This window comes from Pseudaquabacterium terrae (assembly GCF_013266755.1).
Taxonomy (GTDB): Bacteria; Pseudomonadota; Gammaproteobacteria; order Burkholderiales; family Burkholderiaceae_C; genus Pseudaquabacterium; species Pseudaquabacterium terrae.
On sequence record NZ_JABRWJ010000006.1, the window covers coordinates 423,083 to 440,730 of the forward strand.

Consider the following 17,648-nt stretch of genomic DNA (forward strand, 5'->3'; position numbering starts at 1 on the left):
CGGCAGCCATGGATCCCGACGCGACCCGCGCGCGCGCGCCGCTGGACCCGGATGCGACCCGCGTCCGGCCGCCGGCCGATCCGGACGCGACGCGCGTGCGCCCGGCGGGCGATCCCGACGCCACCCGCGTCCGGCCGGCCGCCTTCGACCCCGAGGCGACGCGCGTGCGCGTGGCCACGCGGCTGCGCGACGATCACCGCGATCTGCTCGCCGACAGCGAGCCGCCGCCGCCGGACATCCCGCTGCCGCGCCAGCCGCCGCTGGCGCTGCAGCCCGGCTTCCGGCTGCACGAGTACCGCATCGAGCGCGTGCTCGGCCAGGGCGGCTTCGGCATCACGTACCTCGCCACCGACGTCAACCTGCGCGCGCCGCTGGCGATCAAGGAATACCTGCCGGAGGAGATCGCCTTCCGCGCCGGCGACCGCAGCGTGTCGCCGAATGCCTCCAAGCACCGCGAGCGCTACCGCCTCGGCCTCGAGATGTTCCTCGCCGAGGCGCGCACGCTGGCCACCTTCCGCCATCCGAACATCGTGCGCGTCGCGCGTTTCTTCGAGGCCCATCGCACCGCCTACATGGTGCTGGAGTACGAGAAGGGCAGCCCCCTGCGCAGCTGGTGGCCCGAGCACCAGGCGATCGGCGAGCGCGGCCTGCTGCAGCGGCTGCAACCGCTGCTCGACGGCCTGGCGGTGGTGCATGCCGCCGGCTTCCTGCACCGCGACATCAAGCCCGACAACATCCAGGTGCGGCAGGACGACGGTCGCTTCGTGCTGCTCGATTTCGGCTCGGCGGCGCAGACGGTGACGCTGGCCGACCAGCAGGCGGTGATCGTCACGCCGGGTTTCGCGCCGATCGAGCAGTACGGCTTCGGCGAGCAGGGCGCCTGGACCGACGTCTATGCACTGGGCGCGACGCTGTATTGGGCGGTGACCGGCCACAAGCCGCCGGATGCCGAAGCGCGCGCCGCCGGCGTCGCGATGAAGACGGCGCTCGAGGCCGGCCGCGGGCGTTATGGCGAGGCTTTCCTGCGCGCCATCGACTGGGCGCTCGCGAGCAGCGCGGGGCAGCGGCCGCGCGACATCGCCGCTTGGCGCCAGGCCTTGCTCGCCGACCATGCGTCCTCGCTCGGCCTGAAGGAAGCGCTCCATCGCGACGACGGCGCGGCCGCCGGGCTTGCAGCGCCGCAACGCAGCCTCGCCGCGCGCATCGTCGATGGCCTGCGCCTGGTGATCACGCCGCCGGCCTGGCCGCTGGCGGTCAAGCTGGCGGTCGCGATGCTGGTGACGGCGCTGCTGCCGATGCTGCTGACGGCGGCCTACAACCTCGACCGCAGCCGCGACGCGCTGCTGACCAGCGAGATCGGCCAGGTCGAGCTGCTCGCGCACCAGACCGCGGGGCGCCTCGCGCAGCTGATCAACGACAGCCAGAACCTCGCACGCGTGCTCGGCACGGACGCTGACTTCGTGCGTTGGCTGGCCAAGCCCGACGAGCTCACCAAGGCGGTGCTGCGCGACAAGGCGATCGCGGTCGCGCAGGCCAATCGTGACGTGCACCTGCTGATGGTGATGGACCGCGACGGCACCGCCCAGATTGCCAACGATGCGCAGGTGATGGGGCGCAACTTCCGCTTTCGCCAGTACTTCCAGGAGGCGCTGGCCGGCCGCCCGTTCATCACCGGCGTGGTCGTCGGCGCGGTCGCCGGCCAGGCCGGCGTGTTCTTCTCGATGCCGGTGCAGGAGCCCGGTGGCCAGGTGATCGGCGCGGTGGTGCTGCGCATCCACGCCGCGTCGTTCAACGCGATCCTCGACGAGATGCGCAACGCGGCGGCGACGGCCGGCGTCGCGTCGAGCGAGGCGGCGCTGACGCCGTTCCTGGTCGACGCCGACGGCGTGCTGATCTACCACCCGCGCGAGGACCTGCTGTACCGCAGCCTGGCGCCGTTGCCGGCCGAGCGGCTGGCGGCGATCCGCGCCGACCAGCGTTTTCGCCGCGACACGATCCAGAGCCTGAACCAGCCGGACTTGAGCGCCGCGATGCTTGCCGCCAAGGGTCCGGGTCACCTGCGCTACCGCTCGGCGATCAGCGGCGTCGACGAGATCGCCGGCTTCGCCCCGGTGCCGGGCCAGGGCTGGGTGGTCGGCGTCAGCGAGCCGCGCGCGGCCTTCGAGGCACCGGTCGAGCAGCTGTACACGCAGTTGCTGTGGAGCGTGGCGCTGGTCGGCCTGCTGTTCACCGGCCTCGCGCTGCGTTTCGCGCGCAGCATCGTGCGGCCGATCCAGGCGCTGACCGGCGCCGCGCACGCGCTGAAGGCCGGCGACTTCGACCACGCGACCGTCACCGTGCACAGCCGCGACGAGGTCGGGCAGCTCGCGCGCACCTTCAACGTGATGATCGACGTGCTGCGGCAGCGCGAACGTGAACGGGAACGCGAGACGGCCGCTCCGCCGGCCAAGGACCCATGACCGCGCTGCCGCCACTGCGCAAGCCGCCCTGGCCGCCGGCCGGCTGGCACGACTGGCTCACCGTTGCCGAGCGTCTGGACAGGCGCTTCGACGGCCACTACGCGTTCGGCGGCTTCGACTACCGGCAGCCGCTGGCGCTGCAGCGCGCGGTGCCGCTGCGCCTGCGCCGGGCCTACGAGGTGCCGGTCGCCTACACCGACTGGGGTCCGCGCGACGGACCGCTGCTGCTGTGCTGCGGCGGCGTCGCCAACACGGCGATGCGCTTCGCCTTCGTCGCTGCCGACCTGGCGCGCGAGGGCTGGCGCGTGGTCTGCATGGACTGGCTCGGCCGCGGCCGCTCGGGCTGGCTGGCCGACCACAGCGAGTACACGCTGGCCTGCTACGTCGAGCAGCTGCACCAGATGATTGCTCACCTCGGCGGCGGGCCGGTCGCGCTGCTCGGCTCGTCGATGGGCGGCAGCGCGGCGCTGGCGCTCGCCGCGCAGTCGCCGGCGCTCGTCTCGCGCCTGGTGCTCAACGACGTCGGGCCGCACATCCCGCGCGCACGCCGGGCGCGCCGCGCCGAGACGCTGGCGCGGCACTACGTGTTCCGCAGCCCGGCCGAACTGATGCGCCGGGCCGGCGCGTCGCAGAAGCACGACGGGCCGGTCGCCGACGACGTGCGTTTGTTCATCACCTACCACCAGACCTGCTGGTCGCCCGACAACGGCGGGCGCATCTACCGCCACGACCTGCGCGCACTGCTCGCCTATCGCGACGACGCGGCGCGCAGCGTCGACCAGTGGCGCGAGTGGTCGGCGCTCGCCTGCCCGGTGCTGGTGCTGCACGGTGAAGAGTCCGATGCGCTGACCGAGCCGACGCTGCGCCGCATGCAGCAGGCGCGGCCGCTGGCGCTGGTGCACGTGCCCGACACCGGCCACACGCCGGTGCTGGCCGATCGCAACCAGACCGCCTTCATCGGCGACTGGCTGTGCGGCACGGTCGGCGACGACTGCGAATGTTCGCTGCCGCATGCGCCGCTGCGGCGCAGCTGGACACCACCGGGCTGAGTACTTCGGCGGCTAGGCGTCGGGTACCGACACGGTCGATAACAAACCTTCGTCGAGCCACTGCGCCAGCAGCGTGACGGCCCGCGCCGGCGCCGCTTCATCATCGTCCTGCAGCGTCGCGGCGGTTTCGCACAGCGTCGCGAAGTCGGCGCCGTCGACCAGCGCCTGCAGCAGCGTGGCCTCGTCGTCGGGCAGCGAGCGCCACAGCGTCTCGGTGCCCTGGCGCCAGGCCAGCAGCCGGTGCGGCGCGGCTTGCGGCGGCGGCAGGTCTGGCTCGTCGCCGCTGTCCGGATCGGCTTCGCGCAGCAGGCGCCACGCGGGTTCGATCGCCCAATGAAGCGCCACCAGCTGCACGCTCGGATGCACCGTGAAGCGCAAGCCCGGCCAGGCGTCGGGGGCGACGGCGGCCAGCGCCGAGCGCTCGAGCACCGCGGCGTCGGCGGCGTCGAAGGCGGCGCGCAGCGCCCAGTCCATGTGTGCGCAGTCGACCAGGGCCGGGTGCGGCACCAGGCCGTCGTCGGCGTCGAGCGCTGCGGCCATGAAGTCGGCCAGGCGGTGGCCGAACCAGCGGATCGACGGTTCGGTCGACGGATGAGCGGCGATGTAGGCCCGGGCCAGCGCGTCGAAGCCCTCGTCGCCGAGCGCGCGGGCGAGCACCTCGAAGTTGTCGCGCAGCGCTTCGGCGAGTCGGGCCGCGTAAGCGTAGCGATAGGCGGACAGCGCCGGCGGCCCGCCGCGCGGGTCGTTGGCCAGCAGCGCGCCGGCGTCGGCGCCGTCGGCCACCGCGGCGGCGAAGGCGCGCTGTTGCTCGCGCAAGGCGTTCATGTCATGACCGGCGTTGCCGCCGCGACCTCGGCAGCGATGCCACGCGCGATGTCCAGCTCGGCCAGCAAGTCATCGAGCACCGGGATCTGGTCGTCGCGCTCGATCATCGTCGGCCGGAAACCGATGCGCTGCAGCGTGTAGCGGTACAAATCCCAGACCTCGGCGCACACCGGCGCGTCGTGGGTGTCGATCAGCAGCCCGCCCTGCACCGAGTGACCGGCAAGGTGGATCTGAACCACGCGTTCGGCCGGCATCGCGTCGATGTAGGCGCGGGCGTCGAAGCCGTGGTTGACGCTGCTGACCCAGACGTTGTTGACGTCGAGCAGCAGCAGGCAGTCGGTGCGGCGCAGCAGCTCGGCGACGAACTGATATTCGCGCATCTGATCGCTGGCGAAGCGCACGTAGCTCGACAGGTTCTCGATCGCGATGCGCCTTCCGAGGACATCCTGCGCCTGGCCGATGCGGCTGCTGACATGCGCGAGCGCCGCCTCGTTCATCGGCAGCGGCAGCAGGTCATGCAGGTTGCGGCCGTCGACGCCGGTCCAGCACAGGTGGTCGGACAGCCAGGCCGGCTGTACGCGCGCGGCCAGCGCCTTCAGCTCGCGCAGGTAGTCGCGGTTCAGCGCATCGGTGCCGCCGAGCGACATCGACACGCCGTGCATCACCATGGGGAAGTCGGCGCGGATGCGGTCCAGGTGCGCCAGCGGCCGGCCGCCCGGCACGAGATAGTTCTCGCTGATGATCTCGAGCCAGTCGACCGGCGGCGGTTGATCGCGCTCGAAGTCGGCGTAGTGCTCGGTGCGCAGCCCGAGCCCGAAACCGTCGATCGGGGTGCTGCTGCTCATCGTGGTCGACGGTGCTGCGAGCGCGTGCGACGCCCTCCGGCGTCGCAGCGCGCGCGGCCCGTTTACTTGACGACCTTGCCGCCCTTGTCGGTGCAGTCCTTGTCGGACTTGACGGTGACCCAGCCCTGGCCCTTGCAGCTGTTCTTGCCTTTGCAGGAGCTGCTGGCGGTCTTGCACTCGCTGCTGCCCTTGCAGCTGTTCGTGCCGGTGCACTTGACGCCCTTGTCGGCGGTCTGCGCGCTGGCGGTCTGGGCCAGGCCCATCGAGAACAGGGCGGCAGCGGCCGTCGCGATCGCCACACCGGACTTCAGGTTCTTCATGGTCTCTTCCTTTCGAATGGATGGGAACAGCTTGGAAGCGCACCCGGCCCGGGAGGCCGGAGCCGACATCGCGCAACGTGTGTCGCGACCGGCAGCGCGTACCTTACATCGCACGCGCCACCGGTCAATTCGACCAGAACCTGATACGCGCCCCGGCGCGCATCGGATGCAGCCTGGCGTGAATCAGCCGCCGCTGCCGATCACCGCCGCCATCGCCTGCGCGGTGCGCTCGACGTTGCTGGTGTTCAGCCCGGCGACGCAGATGCGGCCGGAGCGGATCAGGTAGACCGCATGCTCCTCGCGCAAGCGGTCCACCTGCGCGGCGCTCAGGCCGGTGTAGCTGAACATGCCGCGCTGGCTCAGGAAATACCCGAAGTCGCGCCCGGGCAACAGCGCGATCAGCCGGTCGTGCAGCGCGCGCCGCATCGCCGCGATGCGCTCGCGCATCGCCGCCAGCTCGCCTTCCCATTGCGCGCGCAGCTCGGCATCGCCGAGCACGCGGGACACGATGCGCGCGCTGTGCATCGGCGGGCTCGAATAGATGCGGCGCACGGTGTAGCGCAGCTGGCCGAGCACCAGCGCGGCCTCGGCCGCATCGGCGCAGACGGCGGACAGCGCGCCGCAGCGCTCGCCGTAGACACTCATGCTCTTGGAGAACGAGTTGGCGATGAAGAAGGTGATGCCCGAATCGGCCAGCGCGCGCACCGCGTAGGCGTCTTCGTCGATGCCATCGCCGAAGCCCTGGTAGGCGAGGTCGAGGTAGGGCAGCAGCTCACGCTCGCGCAGCACCGGGATCAGCGCATCCCACTGCGCGCGCGTCAGGTCGACGCCGGTCGGGTTGTGGCAGCAGGCGTGCAGCAGCACGATGCTGCGGGCCGGCAGGGTGCGCAGCGTGTCGAGCATCGCGTCGAAGCGCACGCCCCCGGTGCTGGCGTCGTAGTACGGGTAGGTGTTCACCTGGAAGCCCGAGCCCTCGAACATCGAGCGGTGGTTGTCCCAGGTCGGATCGCTGACCCACACCTGCGCCTCGGGCAGCCAGGTCTTCATGAAATCGGCGCCGACCTTCAGGCCGCCCGACGAGCCGACGCTCTGGATCGTCGCGACGCGGCCGGCAGCGATCGCCGGATGGTCGGCACCGAGCAGCAGCATCTGCACCTGCTTGCGCGTCTCGGCGTCGCCCTCCATCGCCAGGTAGGGTTTCGGTCCGTCGGCGGCGACGATCTGCGCCTCGGCGTGGCGCACGCTGTCCAGCACCGGCAGCTTGCCGGCCTCGTCGAAGTAGATGCCGATCGACAGGTTGACCTTCTGCGGCCGCGGATCGGCATTGAAGGCGTCGACGAGCGCGAAGATCGGATCACCGGCGTACGGCGTGATGTGCTGGAACATGCGCGGGTTCTCGTGGCGTTGCGGGAACCCGGGATTATCAAAGCCCCGGCGCCGAAAAGCTCACCGATTCCAGGCGACCCAGCGACCGTGCGGATGGCTGCGCGCGATCAGCCGGGGGTCCGCGTCGGGCCGCGTCAGCCACCACGACGAGGCGTTGGCCAGCTCGGCCGCGCTGACGCCCTGATCGCCGGCGGGCAGCGGCGGCGGTGTGCCGAGCGCCAGGCCCGGCCCTTCGGCGCTCAGCCAGAAGACGCGGCGGCGCTGCACCAGCGCGCGCATCGCGTCGATGTGGCGCTGCAGCGCCGCCGCGTCGAAGTACGCCAGCACCCAGCTGTTGAAGACCACCGGCAGCGTCTCGCGCGGCAGCGTGTCGAGCCAGGGCTCGATCGCCGCGAAGCAATCGGCCTCGCGCCGCACCGCCCAGCCGGCGCCGCGCACGATCGCCGCGGCCTGGTCGAAACGCGCGCGCCGGCGCTGGTCGTGCGGCCACAGGCAGGCCTGCAGCCAGCGCGTGGCGTCGGCATCGTGCAGGTCCACCGGGGCCGGGTCGACGCCCAGCCGCGCGACGATGCGCGCCGGCGCCAGCTCGGGCGGGGCCAGGCCGCCGACCGGATGGCAGTCGATCCACGGGGCCGCCGGATCGTCGAGCGCGCCCGACAGCGCGCTGCCGTGCCGGTAGCGGTAACGATCGACGCCGAGGTTCAATCCGGCGCTGCAGCCGAAATCGAACAGCGCCAGCGGCCGCGCGCCGGCGGCCGCGGTGATCTGCGCCAGCGCCGGCCACAGCACGGCGCAGCGGCCGGCCTCGTTGGTCTGCGTCGCGCGGGTCGCGCAATGCGCGGCGAGCCGGGGCGCTTCGCGGACCAGGAAGTCGTCGAATGCGGCGGCCAGCGCTTCGCCCGCTGGCCGATCACCTTGCATGCTGGGAAACCAGGCTGCGAAGCCGCCGCCCGCGCCGGCGAGCACGCGTTCGTGGATCGCCGCCAGCAGCAGGTTCGGACGCTGCTGCGTGCGCGGCGCCGCATCCAGCAGCGCCAGCGCGGCCGGCCGCTCGGCCAGCAACCGGCACAAGGCGACATACAGCGGGTCGTCGCTGCACTCGGTCTCGGCAAAGCGCAGGAACTGCTGGCGGCGCCGTTCGAGCGTCGCGGGTTCGGCGCCGGGCGCGGTGACATCGGTGAGCAGGGGCGGGGTGTTCATCGTGCGTCGCAGCGTAAACCGGCCGGGCGGCCGCCCATTGTCGGGAGCCCGACAATGGGCGCACGATGCCCGGCCTCGACACCTGCCTGCGCGCGCTGCTCGGCGCCAACTTTCCCGAACTGCCGCTCGACACTGCGGCCGCGGCCGCGGCGCTGGGCGCTGCACTGCCGCACTGCCGGCTGAAGCGCCTGAGCCCCGGCGCGACACTGTTCGCCCAGGGCGCGCCGGCCGCCGCGCTGTACGGCGTGATCGACGGCGAGCTTGCCTTGCGCTTCGGCGCCGTCGACGGCGCGGTGTCGACGATCGAGCTCGCCGCGCGGCACCGCCTGTTCGGCCTCGCCGCTTTCGCCGGCGGCATGCCCAGCAGCTACGAGGCCGTCGCCCATCGGGCGAGCCAGGTGCTGGTGATCGGCCGCGCGGGCTACGAGCTGCTGATGGACGGCCTGCCCGGCTTCGGCCGCGCGCTGATGCGCGAATTCGCGCAGCGCCACGATGGCGCGCTGCGTTTGCTGCAGGCTTCGCGCCTGCAGTCGGCGTCCGAGCGCCTGTCGCTCGCGCTCACGCACCTGCGCGATCACGCCGGCCGCGCCGAAGCGCCCGCGCCCGACGGCAGCGTGCTGCTGCGCACGACGCAGGCCGAGCTCGCCGCACTGGCCGGGCTGTCGCGCCAGACCGTCAACGAGTGGCTGCAGCGCATGGCCGCGCAAGGGCGACTGCAGCCGGTCTACGGCGGGATCCGGCTGCTCACCTGAGCGGCGAGGCGGGCATCAAGCCGACAACGCGGCCTCGATGTCGCCGGCGATCTTCTCCGGCGCATCCTGCGGTGCGTAACGCTTGATCACCTGCCCGTCGCGGCCGACCAGGAACTTCGTGAAGTTCCACTTGATCATCTGCGTGCCGAGCAGGCCCGGCGCTTCCTTCGTCAGCCACTTGTACAGCGGATGGGCGTTCGAGCCGTTGACCTCGATCTTGCTCATCATCGGGAAGCTGACCCCGTAGTTGACCTGGCAGAACGAGGCGATCTCGTCATCGCTGCCCGGGTCCTGAGCGCCGAACTCATTGCTCGGAAAGCCGAGCACGACGAGGCCCTGGTCCTTGAATTGCTCCCACAACTTCTCCAGCCCCCCGAATTGCGGGGTGAAGCCGCAGGCACTGGCGGTGTTGACGATCAACAGCACCTTGCCCTCGTACTTGGACAGCTTGACGCGCTTGCCACCGATGGTCTGGGCGTCAAAATCCCCGATGCTTTGTTCAGACATTGCTGACACACTCCTATCCATGGCCATTTCGCAGTAGGCCGGGCATGTTAATCCCTAGCTCGCCGGCCTTGCGTGGTTGACGATCCGGGGAACGCCCCGGACCATGGCCGTCCCCTAGACAACCAGCGATTCATTCCTCAAGCGATGTCTGTGCCGATTCCGGTTGCATTGCTGGGCTTCAGCGCCTTCGAACGCAATGCCCTGGCATCCTATTTCCGCCTCGCCGCCCGGCGCAGCCCGCACTACACGCATGTGCTGGACATCGACGAGGCGCGCTTCGTCGTCGCCGATGCCGACCAGTCCGGCGTGCCCGAGCTGCTGCAGGCGCTGGGCCGCATCCCCGATGCGGTGTTCGTCGGCGCGCAGGGGCCCGATGGCGCTGCCAGCTGGATGATGCGGCCGATCGATCCGGTGCACGTGCTGCGCGAGCTCGATGCGCTGGTCGCGCTGCGCGACAACCCGGGCAGCGGGCCCTTGCCCTTGTTGGCGCCGACACCGGCGCATGCCCGGCCGACGACGATCGGCAAGGCCGTGCCGAGCCCCTTGCGGCGTGCCGCCGACGAGCCGGAGACACCGGTGGTGTCGCCCGAAGAGCGCCGCGCGGCCGCCGAGCGCTCGCGCGCCCGGCGTGAAGCTGCTCTGCGGCCCCAGCCGCTGCGGCGCGCGCTGCTGGTCGACGACAGCGAGCTTGCCTTGCACTTCCTCGACCGCCAGCTGCAGCGCTACGGCCTGGCGACCGAATGGGCGCACAACAGCGGCCGCGCGCTCGAGCTGCTGTCGACGCAGGCCTTCGGCTTCGTCTTCGTCGACATCGACCTCGGGCCGCACAGCGACCTCGACGGGCTCTCGCTGTGCCAGCAGATCAAGCACCGGCACGTGCACCCGGGCGGCAAGGCGCCGCAGCTGGCCGTCGTCTCGGCCTTCCACGATCCGGTCGACCGCGTGCGCAGCACGCTCGCCGGCGCCGACATCCACCTCGGCAAGCCGCTCGACTTCGAAACGCTGGACCGCTGGCTCAGCCAGCAGGGCTTGTCGCGCGGGCCGGAGTTGCCGGTGCAGGCCCTCTAGGCCTGATCAGCCGCGGCGCAGCGCCGCCAGCGCCGCCGCGGCCAGGATCAGGCTGCCGCCGATCGCCGTGCGCGCATCGAGCTCGCCGGCGCCGAGCAGCAGCGCCGAGGCGCTGGCGAAGACGACCTCCGTCAGCATGATCACCGCGGTGGTTGCCGCCGGCAGCCGTGCCGCGCCGTACTGCAGCGCCAGGTTCGACGCGACGAACCAGGCGGCCAGCGCCGCGGTGCCGGCGATCCAGCCCCCCGCCGGCAGCGGCGGCCCGCCGATGGCGCCGGATCGCCACTGCGCCAGCGCCAGCAGCAGCGCGATCAGCATGCCGCCGCCGAACATCGCCAGCGCGCGCGCCGGCTCGCTGCGCTTCGCCTCGCGCCGCAGCATCACGTTGTTCAGCGCGAAGCTGAAGCCGCCGACCACGCCGAGCACATCGGGCAGGCTGAAGGCGGAGAAGCCAGCGCCGCTCTTCGGCCACAACACGATCACCGCGCCGCCGAGCGCCAGCGCGATGCGCAGCACCGCGCCGGCATGGATGCGCTCGCCCAGCAGCGGCCGCGCCAGCAGCACCGCCCACAGCGGCATCAGGTAGAACAGCAGCACGACGCGCACGACATCGCCGACCGTCACGCCCCAGTTGAAGCAGGCGTTGGTGGTGCCCGCGGCGAGCACCAGCACCCACAGCGCCGGCGTGCGCGCCACTTCGCCGAGCGCCTTCGGCCGCACCAGCAGCAAGCCGGCGACCGCCACCGCGAAGGTGATCGCCGTCAGCCACAGCGGATGCAGGCCGGCCGCCTCGAGCCGGCGGAAGGGCCACCACGAGACGCCCCAGGTGAAGGCGTTGAAGACCAGCGCCAGCGGCGCCAGCATCCGCGCATCGGCACGGCTGGAAGTGATCGTCACGGCGCTCAATGTTTGTCGCTGCGCGCGATCGCCAGCAGGCGCTCGACCTCGTCGCGATGCGTCACGCAGTTGCGCTTGTGCCAGCGGCCGATCAGCCACATCGTGCCGGCCACGACCAGGCCGAAGACGGCGATCGCGGTGAAGGCCGACAGCCCGAGCTTGACCATGCCGGTGTAGAACGCGCCGAGGCCGAGGATGCAGGCCTGCTCGTTGAAGTTCTGCACGGCGATCGAGCGGCCGGCGCCCATCAGGTTGTGGCCGCGGTGCTGCAGCAGCGCATTCATCGGCACGACGAGGAAGCCGCCGGCGAGACCGAGCAGCATCAGGAACGGCACGGCAACCCAGACGTCGCGGATGACGTTGAGCCCGATCACCAGGATGCCCATCGCGATGCCGAGCGGGATCACCGAGGTCGCCCGGTCGAGCCGCATGCGCATCGACGCCAGCACCGCACCGACCGCGACGCCGATCGACACCACGCCGGCGAGCGACGAGGCCTGCGTCGTGCTGTAGCCCAGCGCCGCCGCGGCCCACGGAAAGACGATGATGCGCAGGTTGCCGCCGACGCCCCAGAACATCGTCGTCGTCGCCAGCGAGATCTGGCCCAGCTTGTCGCTCCACAGCCGCGCGTTGCACTGCGAGAAGTCGCGCACCAGCTCGCCGGGATTGCTCGACAGCGGCTGCAGCGGCGCTTCGGTGCGCGGGATGTAGAGGTTGAAGATCGCGGCGATGACGTACAGCGCGACCATCGCGGCGATCGCCGCCTCGGGTGCGGTGTCGATGCCGGTGTCGAAGACGGGCAGGTCGAAGCCCATCAGCATCGGCGCCATGCGCGGCCCGACCAATTGGCCGCCGAGCAGGATGCCGAGGATGATCGAGGCGATCGTCAGGCCTTCGATCCAGCCGTTGGCCTTGACCAGCTGCGACGGCGGCAGCAGCTCGGTCAGGATGCCGTACTTGGCCGGCGAATAGGCCGCCGCGCCGAGCCCGACCACCGCGTAGGCCAGCAGCGGGTGGCCGCCGAACAGCATCATCAGGCAGCCGATGACCTTGATGTTGTTCGAGACGAACATCACCTTGCCCTTCGGCACCGCATCGGCGAAGGCGCCGACGAAGGGCGCGAGCACGACGTAGAACAGCGCGAACATCGGCGTCAGTGCCGGGATCTGCCAGGCCGGCGCGTTCGTGCTGCGCAACAGCTCGATCGCGGCGACCAGCAAAGCGTTGTCGGCCAGCGAGCTGAAGAACTGCGCCGACATGATGGTGTGGAAGCCCTTCTTCATTCGTTCTGACTGGTCTTCCCAACCTCAGGGCATCAACGAGAACGGCCGCACCCCCGCGACCGGCCGGCGGTTATAGCACGGCACCTTGACGAGAGCCCCCTGGCGTCGGCGAGCCGCCGCCGCCGCCCGAGGGGGGCTCGAATCGAGTGGCAGAGCCACATCGATCCGATGACCCGGCAGAATGGCCGGCTCGTCCGACCCCTGCCGAAAGCCGCCGTGCCGCGCCCGATCGAAGCCCTGATCCACCCCGAGGCGGTGGCCCACAACCTGGCCACCGCCCGCGCCGCAGTGCCCGATGCGAAGCTCTGGGCCGTCGTCAAGGCCAACGCCTACGGCCATGGCATCGAGCGCGTCTATTCGGGGCTGCAGAGCGCCGATGGCATCGCGCTGCTCGACCTGGCCGAAGCCGAACGCGTGCGCGCCCTGGGCTGGCGCAAGCCCGTGCTGCTGCTCGAAGGCGTGTTCGAGGCGCGCGACCTGGAGCTGTGCTCGCGGCTGAACCTGTGGCACGCGGTGCACCACGATGCGCAGATCGACTGGCTCGGCGCGCACAAGACGCACCAGCCGCACCGCGTCTTCCTCAAGCTCAACAGCGGCATGAACCGGCTCGGCTTCGCCCCTTCCGCCTACCGCAGCGCGTGGGCGCGGCTGAATGCGCTGCCGCAGGTCGACGAGATCTCGCTGATGACGCACTTCGCCGACGCCGACGGGCCGAACGGCGTCGAGGCCCAGGTGGCGGTGTTCGACGAGGTCACGCGCGACCTGCCGGGCGAGCGCTCGTTGAGCAACAGCGCGGCGATCCTGCGCCACCGCGCGCTGAAGACCGACTGGGTGCGCGCCGGCATCCTGAGCTACGGCAGCGCGCCCGACTACCCCGAGCACGACATCGCGCACTGGGGCCTGCAGCCGACGATGACCTTGCGCGCGCAGCTGATCGCCACGCAGCAGCTGCAGCCGGGCGACACGGTCGGCTACGGCAGCCGCTTCCGGGCCGAGGCGCCGCTGCGCATCGGTGTCGTCGCCTGCGGTTATGCCGACGGTTATCCGCGCCTGGCCGGCAGCGGCACGCCGGTGCTGGTCGACGGCATTCGCTGCACGACGGTCGGCCGCGTCTCGATGGACATGCTGGCGGTCGACCTGACGCCGGTGCCGGCGGCGCGGGTCGGCAGCGAAGTCACGCTGTGGGGCCGCGGGCCGCACGGCACGCTGCTCGCGATCGACGAGCCGGCTGCCGCCGCCGGCACCATCGGCTACGAGCTGATGTGTGCGCTGGCGCAACGCGTGCCGGTGCGCATCGAGTGATCGCCAAGACCAAGACCCAGTACACCTGCAGCGCCTGCGGCGGCACGAGCCCGAAGTGGCTCGGCAAGTGCCCGCAGTGCGGCGAGTGGAACACGCTGGAAGAGACCATCGCCGAGAGCACAGGCGCGCCCCGGCACCGCTACCAGGCGCTGGCCGCGGCGCAGCCGGTGGCCACCTTGTCGGAGATCGAGGCCGCCGATGTCGAGCGCACGCCGACCGGCCAGCCCGAGCTCGACCGCGTGCTCGGCGGCGGCATCGTCGAAGGCGGGGTCGTGCTGATCGGCGGCGATCCGGGCATCGGCAAGTCGACGCTGCTGCTGCAGGCGGCCGAGACGCTGTCGTCGCAGGTGAAGGTCTTGTACGTGACCGGCGAGGAGTCCGGCGCGCAGGTCGCGCTGCGCGCGCGCCGGCTCGGCCTGCCCGGCACGCAACTGCGCGTGCTGGCCGAGATCCAGCTCGAGAAGATCCAGGCCGCGCTGGCCGCCGAAGCACCGGCCTTCTGCGTCATCGATTCGATCCAGACGCTGTACTCCGATCAGCTCACCAGCGCGCCCGGCTCGGTCGCGCAGGTGCGCGAGTGCGCGGCCCAGCTGACGCGCACCGCCAAGGCCAGCGGCTGCGCGATCGTGCTGGTCGGCCACGTCACGAAGGAAGGGGCGCTGGCCGGCCCGCGCGTGCTCGAGCACATCGTCGACACGGTGCTGTACTTCGAGGGCGACACGCATTCGAGCTACCGCCTGGTGCGGGCGATCAAGAACCGCTTCGGCGCGGTCAACGAGATCGGCGTCTTCGCGATGACCGAGCGCGGACTGAAGGGCGTCAGCAACCCGAGTGCGATCTTCCTGTCGACGCATGGCGCGCCGGTGCCCGGCTCCTGCGTGCTGGTGACGCTGGAAGGCACGCGGCCGCTGCTGGTCGAGATCCAGGCGCTGGTCGATTCGGGTGGGCCGTCGCCGCGGCGGCTGTCGGTCGGCCTCGAGCGGGATCGCCTGGCGATGCTGCTCGCGGTGCTGCACCGCCATGCGGGTGTCGATTGCATGGACCAGGACGTCTTCGTCAATGCGGTCGGTGGCGTGCGCATCAGCGAGCCGGCGGCGGACCTGTCGGTGCTGCTGGCGATCCAGGGCAGCCTGCGCGGCAAGGCGCTGCCGGCCGGCTTCATCGCTTTCGGCGAGGTCGGCCTGGCCGGCGAGGTGCGCCCGGCGCCGCGCGGCCAGGAACGGCTGAAGGAGGCCGCCAAGCTCGGCTTCTCGATCGCCGTGGTGCCGAAGGCGAACGCGCCGAAGAAGCCGATCGAAGGGCTCACCGTGCATGCGGTGGAGCGCATCGAGGAAGCGATCGACGTGGTGCGCGGGCTGTGAAGTCCCGTAGCACCCCTAAAAAAAAACCGGCCGCTTGTGGCGGCCGGAAATTCATCCTGGAGGAGTTTCACACGCTGGCCCGGTGCACTGCCACCGGTACAGTGCCGGCATGCGTCGCTCGAGAGCATCCGGCTGTTGCACAGCTTGCGCTTCGCCGCGCCGACCCGCAACCCCGGTGTACGGGGTCGCAGCCACGTAATTCGGGGGAACCGTGATGGCATTGACGAATCCACCCGCCCGTCGTTGCATGGCCGTGCTGTCGGACATCCACGGCAACCTGCCGGCGCTCGAAGCGGTGCTGGCCGAAGCTCGGCGCGCCGGCGCCGACGTGATCGTCAACTTGGGCGACATCCTGAGCGGCCCACTCTGGCCGGCCGAGACCGCCGAGCGGCTGATGGCGCTGGACCTGCCGACGATCGCCGGCAACCACGAGCGCCAGGTGCTGACGCAAGCGCTCGAACGCATGAGCCGCACCGATGCGCAGACCGCACCGCTGCTCAACGATGCGCAGCGCGCCTGGATGGCCGCGCTGCCGCCGACGCGCTGGCTCACCGACGACGTGTTCTGCTGCCACGGCACGCCGGGCTCGGACCTGGTCTACCTGATGGAGACGGTCACCGCCGACCACGAACCGGCCGGCGCGCCGGGCATCCGCGCGGCGACGCCGGCCGAGCTGGCGGCGCGGCTGGGCGTGCCCGACGCGCGCTTGGTGCTGTGCGGCCACAGCCACGTCGCGCGCACGATGCAGCTCGGCGACACGCTGGTCGTCAACCCCGGCAGCGTCGGGCTGCAGGCCTACGACGACGACCATCCGCACCGCCACCGCGTCGAAGCCGGCAGTCCGCACGCGCGCTGGGTGCTGGCCGAGCTGCGCGCGGGCCACTGGCATGTCGAGCACCGCTTGACGCCTTACGACTGGGAAGCGGCCGCGCTGCAGGCCGAATCGAAGGGGCGCTTCGACTGGGCCGATGCGCTGCGCACCGGCTTCGTCGGGCGCTATGAACGGGAGATTGCGGCGACATGAATGCATTGATCGGCTGGGGCTTGGCTGCGGTGGCGACGGCGCTGGGTTATGCCGTCTACGGCTGGCCGGGTGTCGCGCTCGCCGCCTCGGTGATGGTCTTCTGGCTGCTGCTGCAGTTCAGCCGCGCGATGCGGGTGATGCGCCTGGCCGGCCAGGCGCCGGTCGGCCGGGTGGCGAGTGCGGTGATGCTGCAGTCCCAGCTGCGCAAGGGCCAGCGTCTGATGGAGCTGCTCGCGCTGACGCGCAGCCTGGGCGAAAAACTGCGCGACGAACCCGAGACCTACCGCTGGACCGATCCCGGCGGCGCCGCGGTGACGGTCGAGCTGCACGGCGGGCGCTTGAGCGAGTGGCACTTCACGCGGCCGCCCGATGCGGCCGCCGCGGCGGATGCCGGCGCCTAAAATCGCGCCACTTCTTCTGACACACCGCTTCGAAAGGCTCCTCACATGTCGATGTCCGACCGCGACGGCAAGATCTGGATGGACGGCGAGCTCATCGACTGGCGCGATGCGAAAGTCCATGTGCTGACCCACACGCTGCACTACGGCTGCGGCGCCTTCGAAGGGGTGCGCGCCTACAACACGGTCAACGGCACGGCCATCTTCCGGCTGCGCGAGCACACCGAGCGCCTGTTCAACAGCGCCAAGATCCTGCGCATGAAGCTGCCCTACACGCAGCAGCAGGTGATGGACGCGCAATGCGAGGTCGTGCGGCAGAACAAGCTCGAAAGCTGCTACCTGCGCCCGCTGACCTGGATCGGCAGCGAGAAGCTCGGCGTCAGCCCGAAGGGCAACACCATCCACCTGATGGTCGCCGCCTGGGCCTGGGGCGCCTACCTCGGCGAGGAAGGCTTGAAGCGCGGCATCCGCGTCAAGACCTCCAGCTACACCCGCCACCACGTCAACATCACGATGACGCAGGCCAAGGCGGTCAGCAACTACACCAACTCGATCCTCGCCAACATGGAAGCCACCGACGAGGGCTACGACGAGGCGCTGCTGCTCGACGCGTCCGGCTTCGTCAGCGAAGGCGCCGGCGAGAACCTGTTCGTCATCAAGAACGGCGTCGTCTACACGCCCGACCTGTCGGCCGGTGCGCTCAACGGCATCACCCGCAACACGGTGTTCGCGATCTGCCAGGACCTCGGCCTCAAGGTGGTCGAAAAGCGCATTACCCGCGACGAGGTCTACATCTGCGACGAAGCCTTCTTCACCGGCACCGCCGCCGAAGTGACGCCGATCCGCGAGCTCGACCGCATCGAGCTCGGCGCCGGCTCGCGCGGGCCGATCACCGAGAAGATCCAGTCCGCGTTCTTCGACATCGTCAACGGCCGCAACCCGAAGTACGCCGAGTGGCTGACCCGCGTCTGA

The 17,648-nt window shown here is 71.0% G+C and carries 17 protein-coding genes; 9 read left to right on the forward strand and 8 right to left on the reverse strand.

What is annotated here, in order from left to right; translation table 11 throughout:
- Window positions 1-8 precede the first annotated feature (8 nt).
- Window positions 9-2,459, forward strand: coding sequence for a serine/threonine protein kinase (locus HLB44_RS21190; RefSeq protein ID WP_173126559.1), 2,451 nt, complete (start codon window positions 9-11; stop codon window positions 2,457-2,459).
- On the forward strand, window positions 2,456-3,508 hold the full coding sequence (locus tag HLB44_RS21195; RefSeq protein WP_173126563.1) for an alpha/beta fold hydrolase: 1,053 nt from the start codon (window positions 2,456-2,458) through the stop codon (window positions 3,506-3,508). Before HLB44_RS21190 ends, HLB44_RS21195 begins: the two co-directional genes overlap by 4 nt.
- A 12-nt stretch (window positions 3,509-3,520) precedes the next feature.
- Here the strand turns inward: HLB44_RS21195 and HLB44_RS21200 are convergent, their stop codons facing one another.
- The 5 genes from HLB44_RS21200 to HLB44_RS21220 all read right to left on the reverse strand — a co-directional run bounded on the left by HLB44_RS21200 (window position 3,521) and on the right by HLB44_RS21220 (window position 8,084).
- A complete protein-coding gene (locus tag HLB44_RS21200) occupies window positions 3,521-4,333 on the reverse strand; it encodes an HvfC/BufC N-terminal domain-containing protein (protein WP_173126566.1) in 813 nt (270 codons plus the stop codon).
- Complete coding sequence (gene bufB / locus HLB44_RS21205) at window positions 4,330-5,178, reverse strand: MNIO family bufferin maturase (RefSeq protein ID WP_173126569.1); 849 nt, start codon at window positions 5,176-5,178, stop codon at window positions 4,330-4,332. The genes HLB44_RS21200 and bufB overlap by 4 nt, the downstream gene beginning before the upstream one ends.
- 62 nt (window positions 5,179-5,240) lie before the next feature.
- On the reverse strand, window positions 5,241-5,498 hold the full coding sequence (bufA2, locus tag HLB44_RS21210; protein ID WP_173126572.1) for a BufA2 family periplasmic bufferin-type metallophore: 258 nt from the start codon (window positions 5,496-5,498) through the stop codon (window positions 5,241-5,243).
- 183 nt (window positions 5,499-5,681) lie between these two features.
- Window positions 5,682-6,884 (reverse strand): amino acid aminotransferase, encoded by a 1,203-nt coding sequence (locus HLB44_RS21215; RefSeq protein WP_173126574.1) that lies wholly within the window; start codon window positions 6,882-6,884, stop codon window positions 5,682-5,684.
- Between the two features lie 60 nt (window positions 6,885-6,944).
- Complete coding sequence (locus tag HLB44_RS21220; RefSeq protein ID WP_173126577.1) at window positions 6,945-8,084, reverse strand: DUF2332 domain-containing protein; 1,140 nt, start codon at window positions 8,082-8,084, stop codon at window positions 6,945-6,947.
- Between the two features lie 65 nt (window positions 8,085-8,149).
- On the opposite strand from HLB44_RS21220, the gene HLB44_RS21225 reads away from it, so the two are divergent.
- On the forward strand, window positions 8,150-8,836 hold the full coding sequence (locus HLB44_RS21225) for a Crp/Fnr family transcriptional regulator (RefSeq protein WP_173126580.1): 687 nt from the start codon (window positions 8,150-8,152) through the stop codon (window positions 8,834-8,836).
- 15 nt (window positions 8,837-8,851) lie between these two features.
- On the opposite strand, the gene HLB44_RS21230 is transcribed toward HLB44_RS21225, so the two are convergent.
- Entirely contained in the window at window positions 8,852-9,343 is a 492-nt protein-coding gene (locus HLB44_RS21230) for a glutathione peroxidase (RefSeq protein ID WP_173126583.1), read from the reverse strand.
- Between the two features lie 144 nt (window positions 9,344-9,487).
- Here HLB44_RS21230 and HLB44_RS21235 point away from each other — a divergent pair, with 144 nt between their 5' ends.
- Window positions 9,488-10,411, forward strand: a complete 924-nt coding sequence (locus HLB44_RS21235; protein ID WP_173126586.1) for a response regulator — start codon at window positions 9,488-9,490, stop codon at window positions 10,409-10,411.
- Window positions 10,412-10,417: 6 nt separating this feature from the next.
- On the opposite strand, the gene HLB44_RS21240 is transcribed toward HLB44_RS21235, so the two are convergent.
- Entirely contained in the window at window positions 10,418-11,308 is an 891-nt protein-coding gene (locus HLB44_RS21240) for a DMT family transporter (protein WP_343051448.1), read from the reverse strand.
- Window positions 11,309-11,313: 5 nt separating this feature from the next.
- Entirely contained in the window at window positions 11,314-12,591 is a 1,278-nt protein-coding gene (gene lplT, locus HLB44_RS21245; RefSeq protein ID WP_173126589.1) for a lysophospholipid transporter LplT, read from the reverse strand.
- 216 nt (window positions 12,592-12,807) lie between these two features.
- Between lplT and alr the strand changes: the two genes are divergently transcribed.
- The 5 genes from alr (at window position 12,808) to HLB44_RS21270 (ending at window position 17,648) form a co-directional block, all read left to right on the forward strand.
- Window positions 12,808-13,893 (forward strand): alanine racemase, encoded by a 1,086-nt coding sequence (alr, locus tag HLB44_RS21250; RefSeq protein ID WP_173127135.1) that lies wholly within the window; start codon window positions 12,808-12,810, stop codon window positions 13,891-13,893.
- Entirely contained in the window at window positions 13,893-15,254 is a 1,362-nt protein-coding gene (gene radA / locus HLB44_RS21255; RefSeq protein WP_173127133.1) for a DNA repair protein RadA, read from the forward strand. Before alr ends, radA begins: the two co-directional genes overlap by 1 nt.
- A 214-nt stretch (window positions 15,255-15,468) precedes the next feature.
- A complete protein-coding gene (locus tag HLB44_RS21260) occupies window positions 15,469-16,278 on the forward strand; it encodes a metallophosphoesterase family protein (RefSeq protein WP_246312375.1) in 810 nt (269 codons plus the stop codon).
- Complete coding sequence (locus HLB44_RS21265) at window positions 16,275-16,679, forward strand: hypothetical protein (RefSeq protein WP_173126592.1); 405 nt, start codon at window positions 16,275-16,277, stop codon at window positions 16,677-16,679. Before HLB44_RS21260 ends, HLB44_RS21265 begins: the two co-directional genes overlap by 4 nt.
- A gap of 45 nt (window positions 16,680-16,724) precedes the next feature.
- Entirely contained in the window at window positions 16,725-17,648 is a 924-nt protein-coding gene (locus HLB44_RS21270; protein WP_173126595.1) for a branched-chain amino acid transaminase, read from the forward strand.

Excerpts from the sequence above, each read along its gene's own strand:
- HLB44_RS21190 (WP_173126559.1), top strand. The coding sequence starts at position 9 with ATGGATCCCGACGCGACCCGCGCGCGCGCGCCGCTGGACCCGGATGCG.
- HLB44_RS21195 (WP_173126563.1), top strand. The coding sequence starts at position 2,456 with ATGACCGCGCTGCCGCCACTGCGCAAGCCGCCCTGGCCGCCGGCCGGC.
- HLB44_RS21200 (WP_173126566.1), bottom strand. The coding sequence starts at position 4,333 with ATGAACGCCTTGCGCGAGCAACAGCGCGCCTTCGCCGCCGCGGTGGCC.
- bufB (WP_173126569.1), bottom strand. The coding sequence starts at position 5,178 with ATGAGCAGCAGCACCCCGATCGACGGTTTCGGGCTCGGGCTGCGCACC.
- bufA2 (WP_173126572.1), bottom strand. The coding sequence starts at position 5,498 with ATGAAGAACCTGAAGTCCGGTGTGGCGATCGCGACGGCCGCTGCCGCC.
- HLB44_RS21215 (WP_173126574.1), bottom strand. The coding sequence starts at position 6,884 with ATGTTCCAGCACATCACGCCGTACGCCGGTGATCCGATCTTCGCGCTC.
- HLB44_RS21220 (WP_173126577.1), bottom strand. The coding sequence starts at position 8,084 with ATGAACACCCCGCCCCTGCTCACCGATGTCACCGCGCCCGGCGCCGAA.
- HLB44_RS21225 (WP_173126580.1), top strand. The coding sequence starts at position 8,150 with ATGCCCGGCCTCGACACCTGCCTGCGCGCGCTGCTCGGCGCCAACTTT.
- HLB44_RS21230 (WP_173126583.1), bottom strand. The coding sequence starts at position 9,343 with ATGTCTGAACAAAGCATCGGGGATTTTGACGCCCAGACCATCGGTGGC.
- HLB44_RS21235 (WP_173126586.1), top strand. The coding sequence starts at position 9,488 with ATGTCTGTGCCGATTCCGGTTGCATTGCTGGGCTTCAGCGCCTTCGAA.
- lplT (WP_173126589.1), bottom strand. The coding sequence starts at position 12,591 with ATGAAGAAGGGCTTCCACACCATCATGTCGGCGCAGTTCTTCAGCTCG.
- HLB44_RS21260 (WP_246312375.1), top strand. The coding sequence starts at position 15,469 with ATGGCATTGACGAATCCACCCGCCCGTCGTTGCATGGCCGTGCTGTCG.
- HLB44_RS21265 (WP_173126592.1), top strand. The coding sequence starts at position 16,275 with ATGAATGCATTGATCGGCTGGGGCTTGGCTGCGGTGGCGACGGCGCTG.
- HLB44_RS21270 (WP_173126595.1), top strand. The coding sequence starts at position 16,725 with ATGTCGATGTCCGACCGCGACGGCAAGATCTGGATGGACGGCGAGCTC.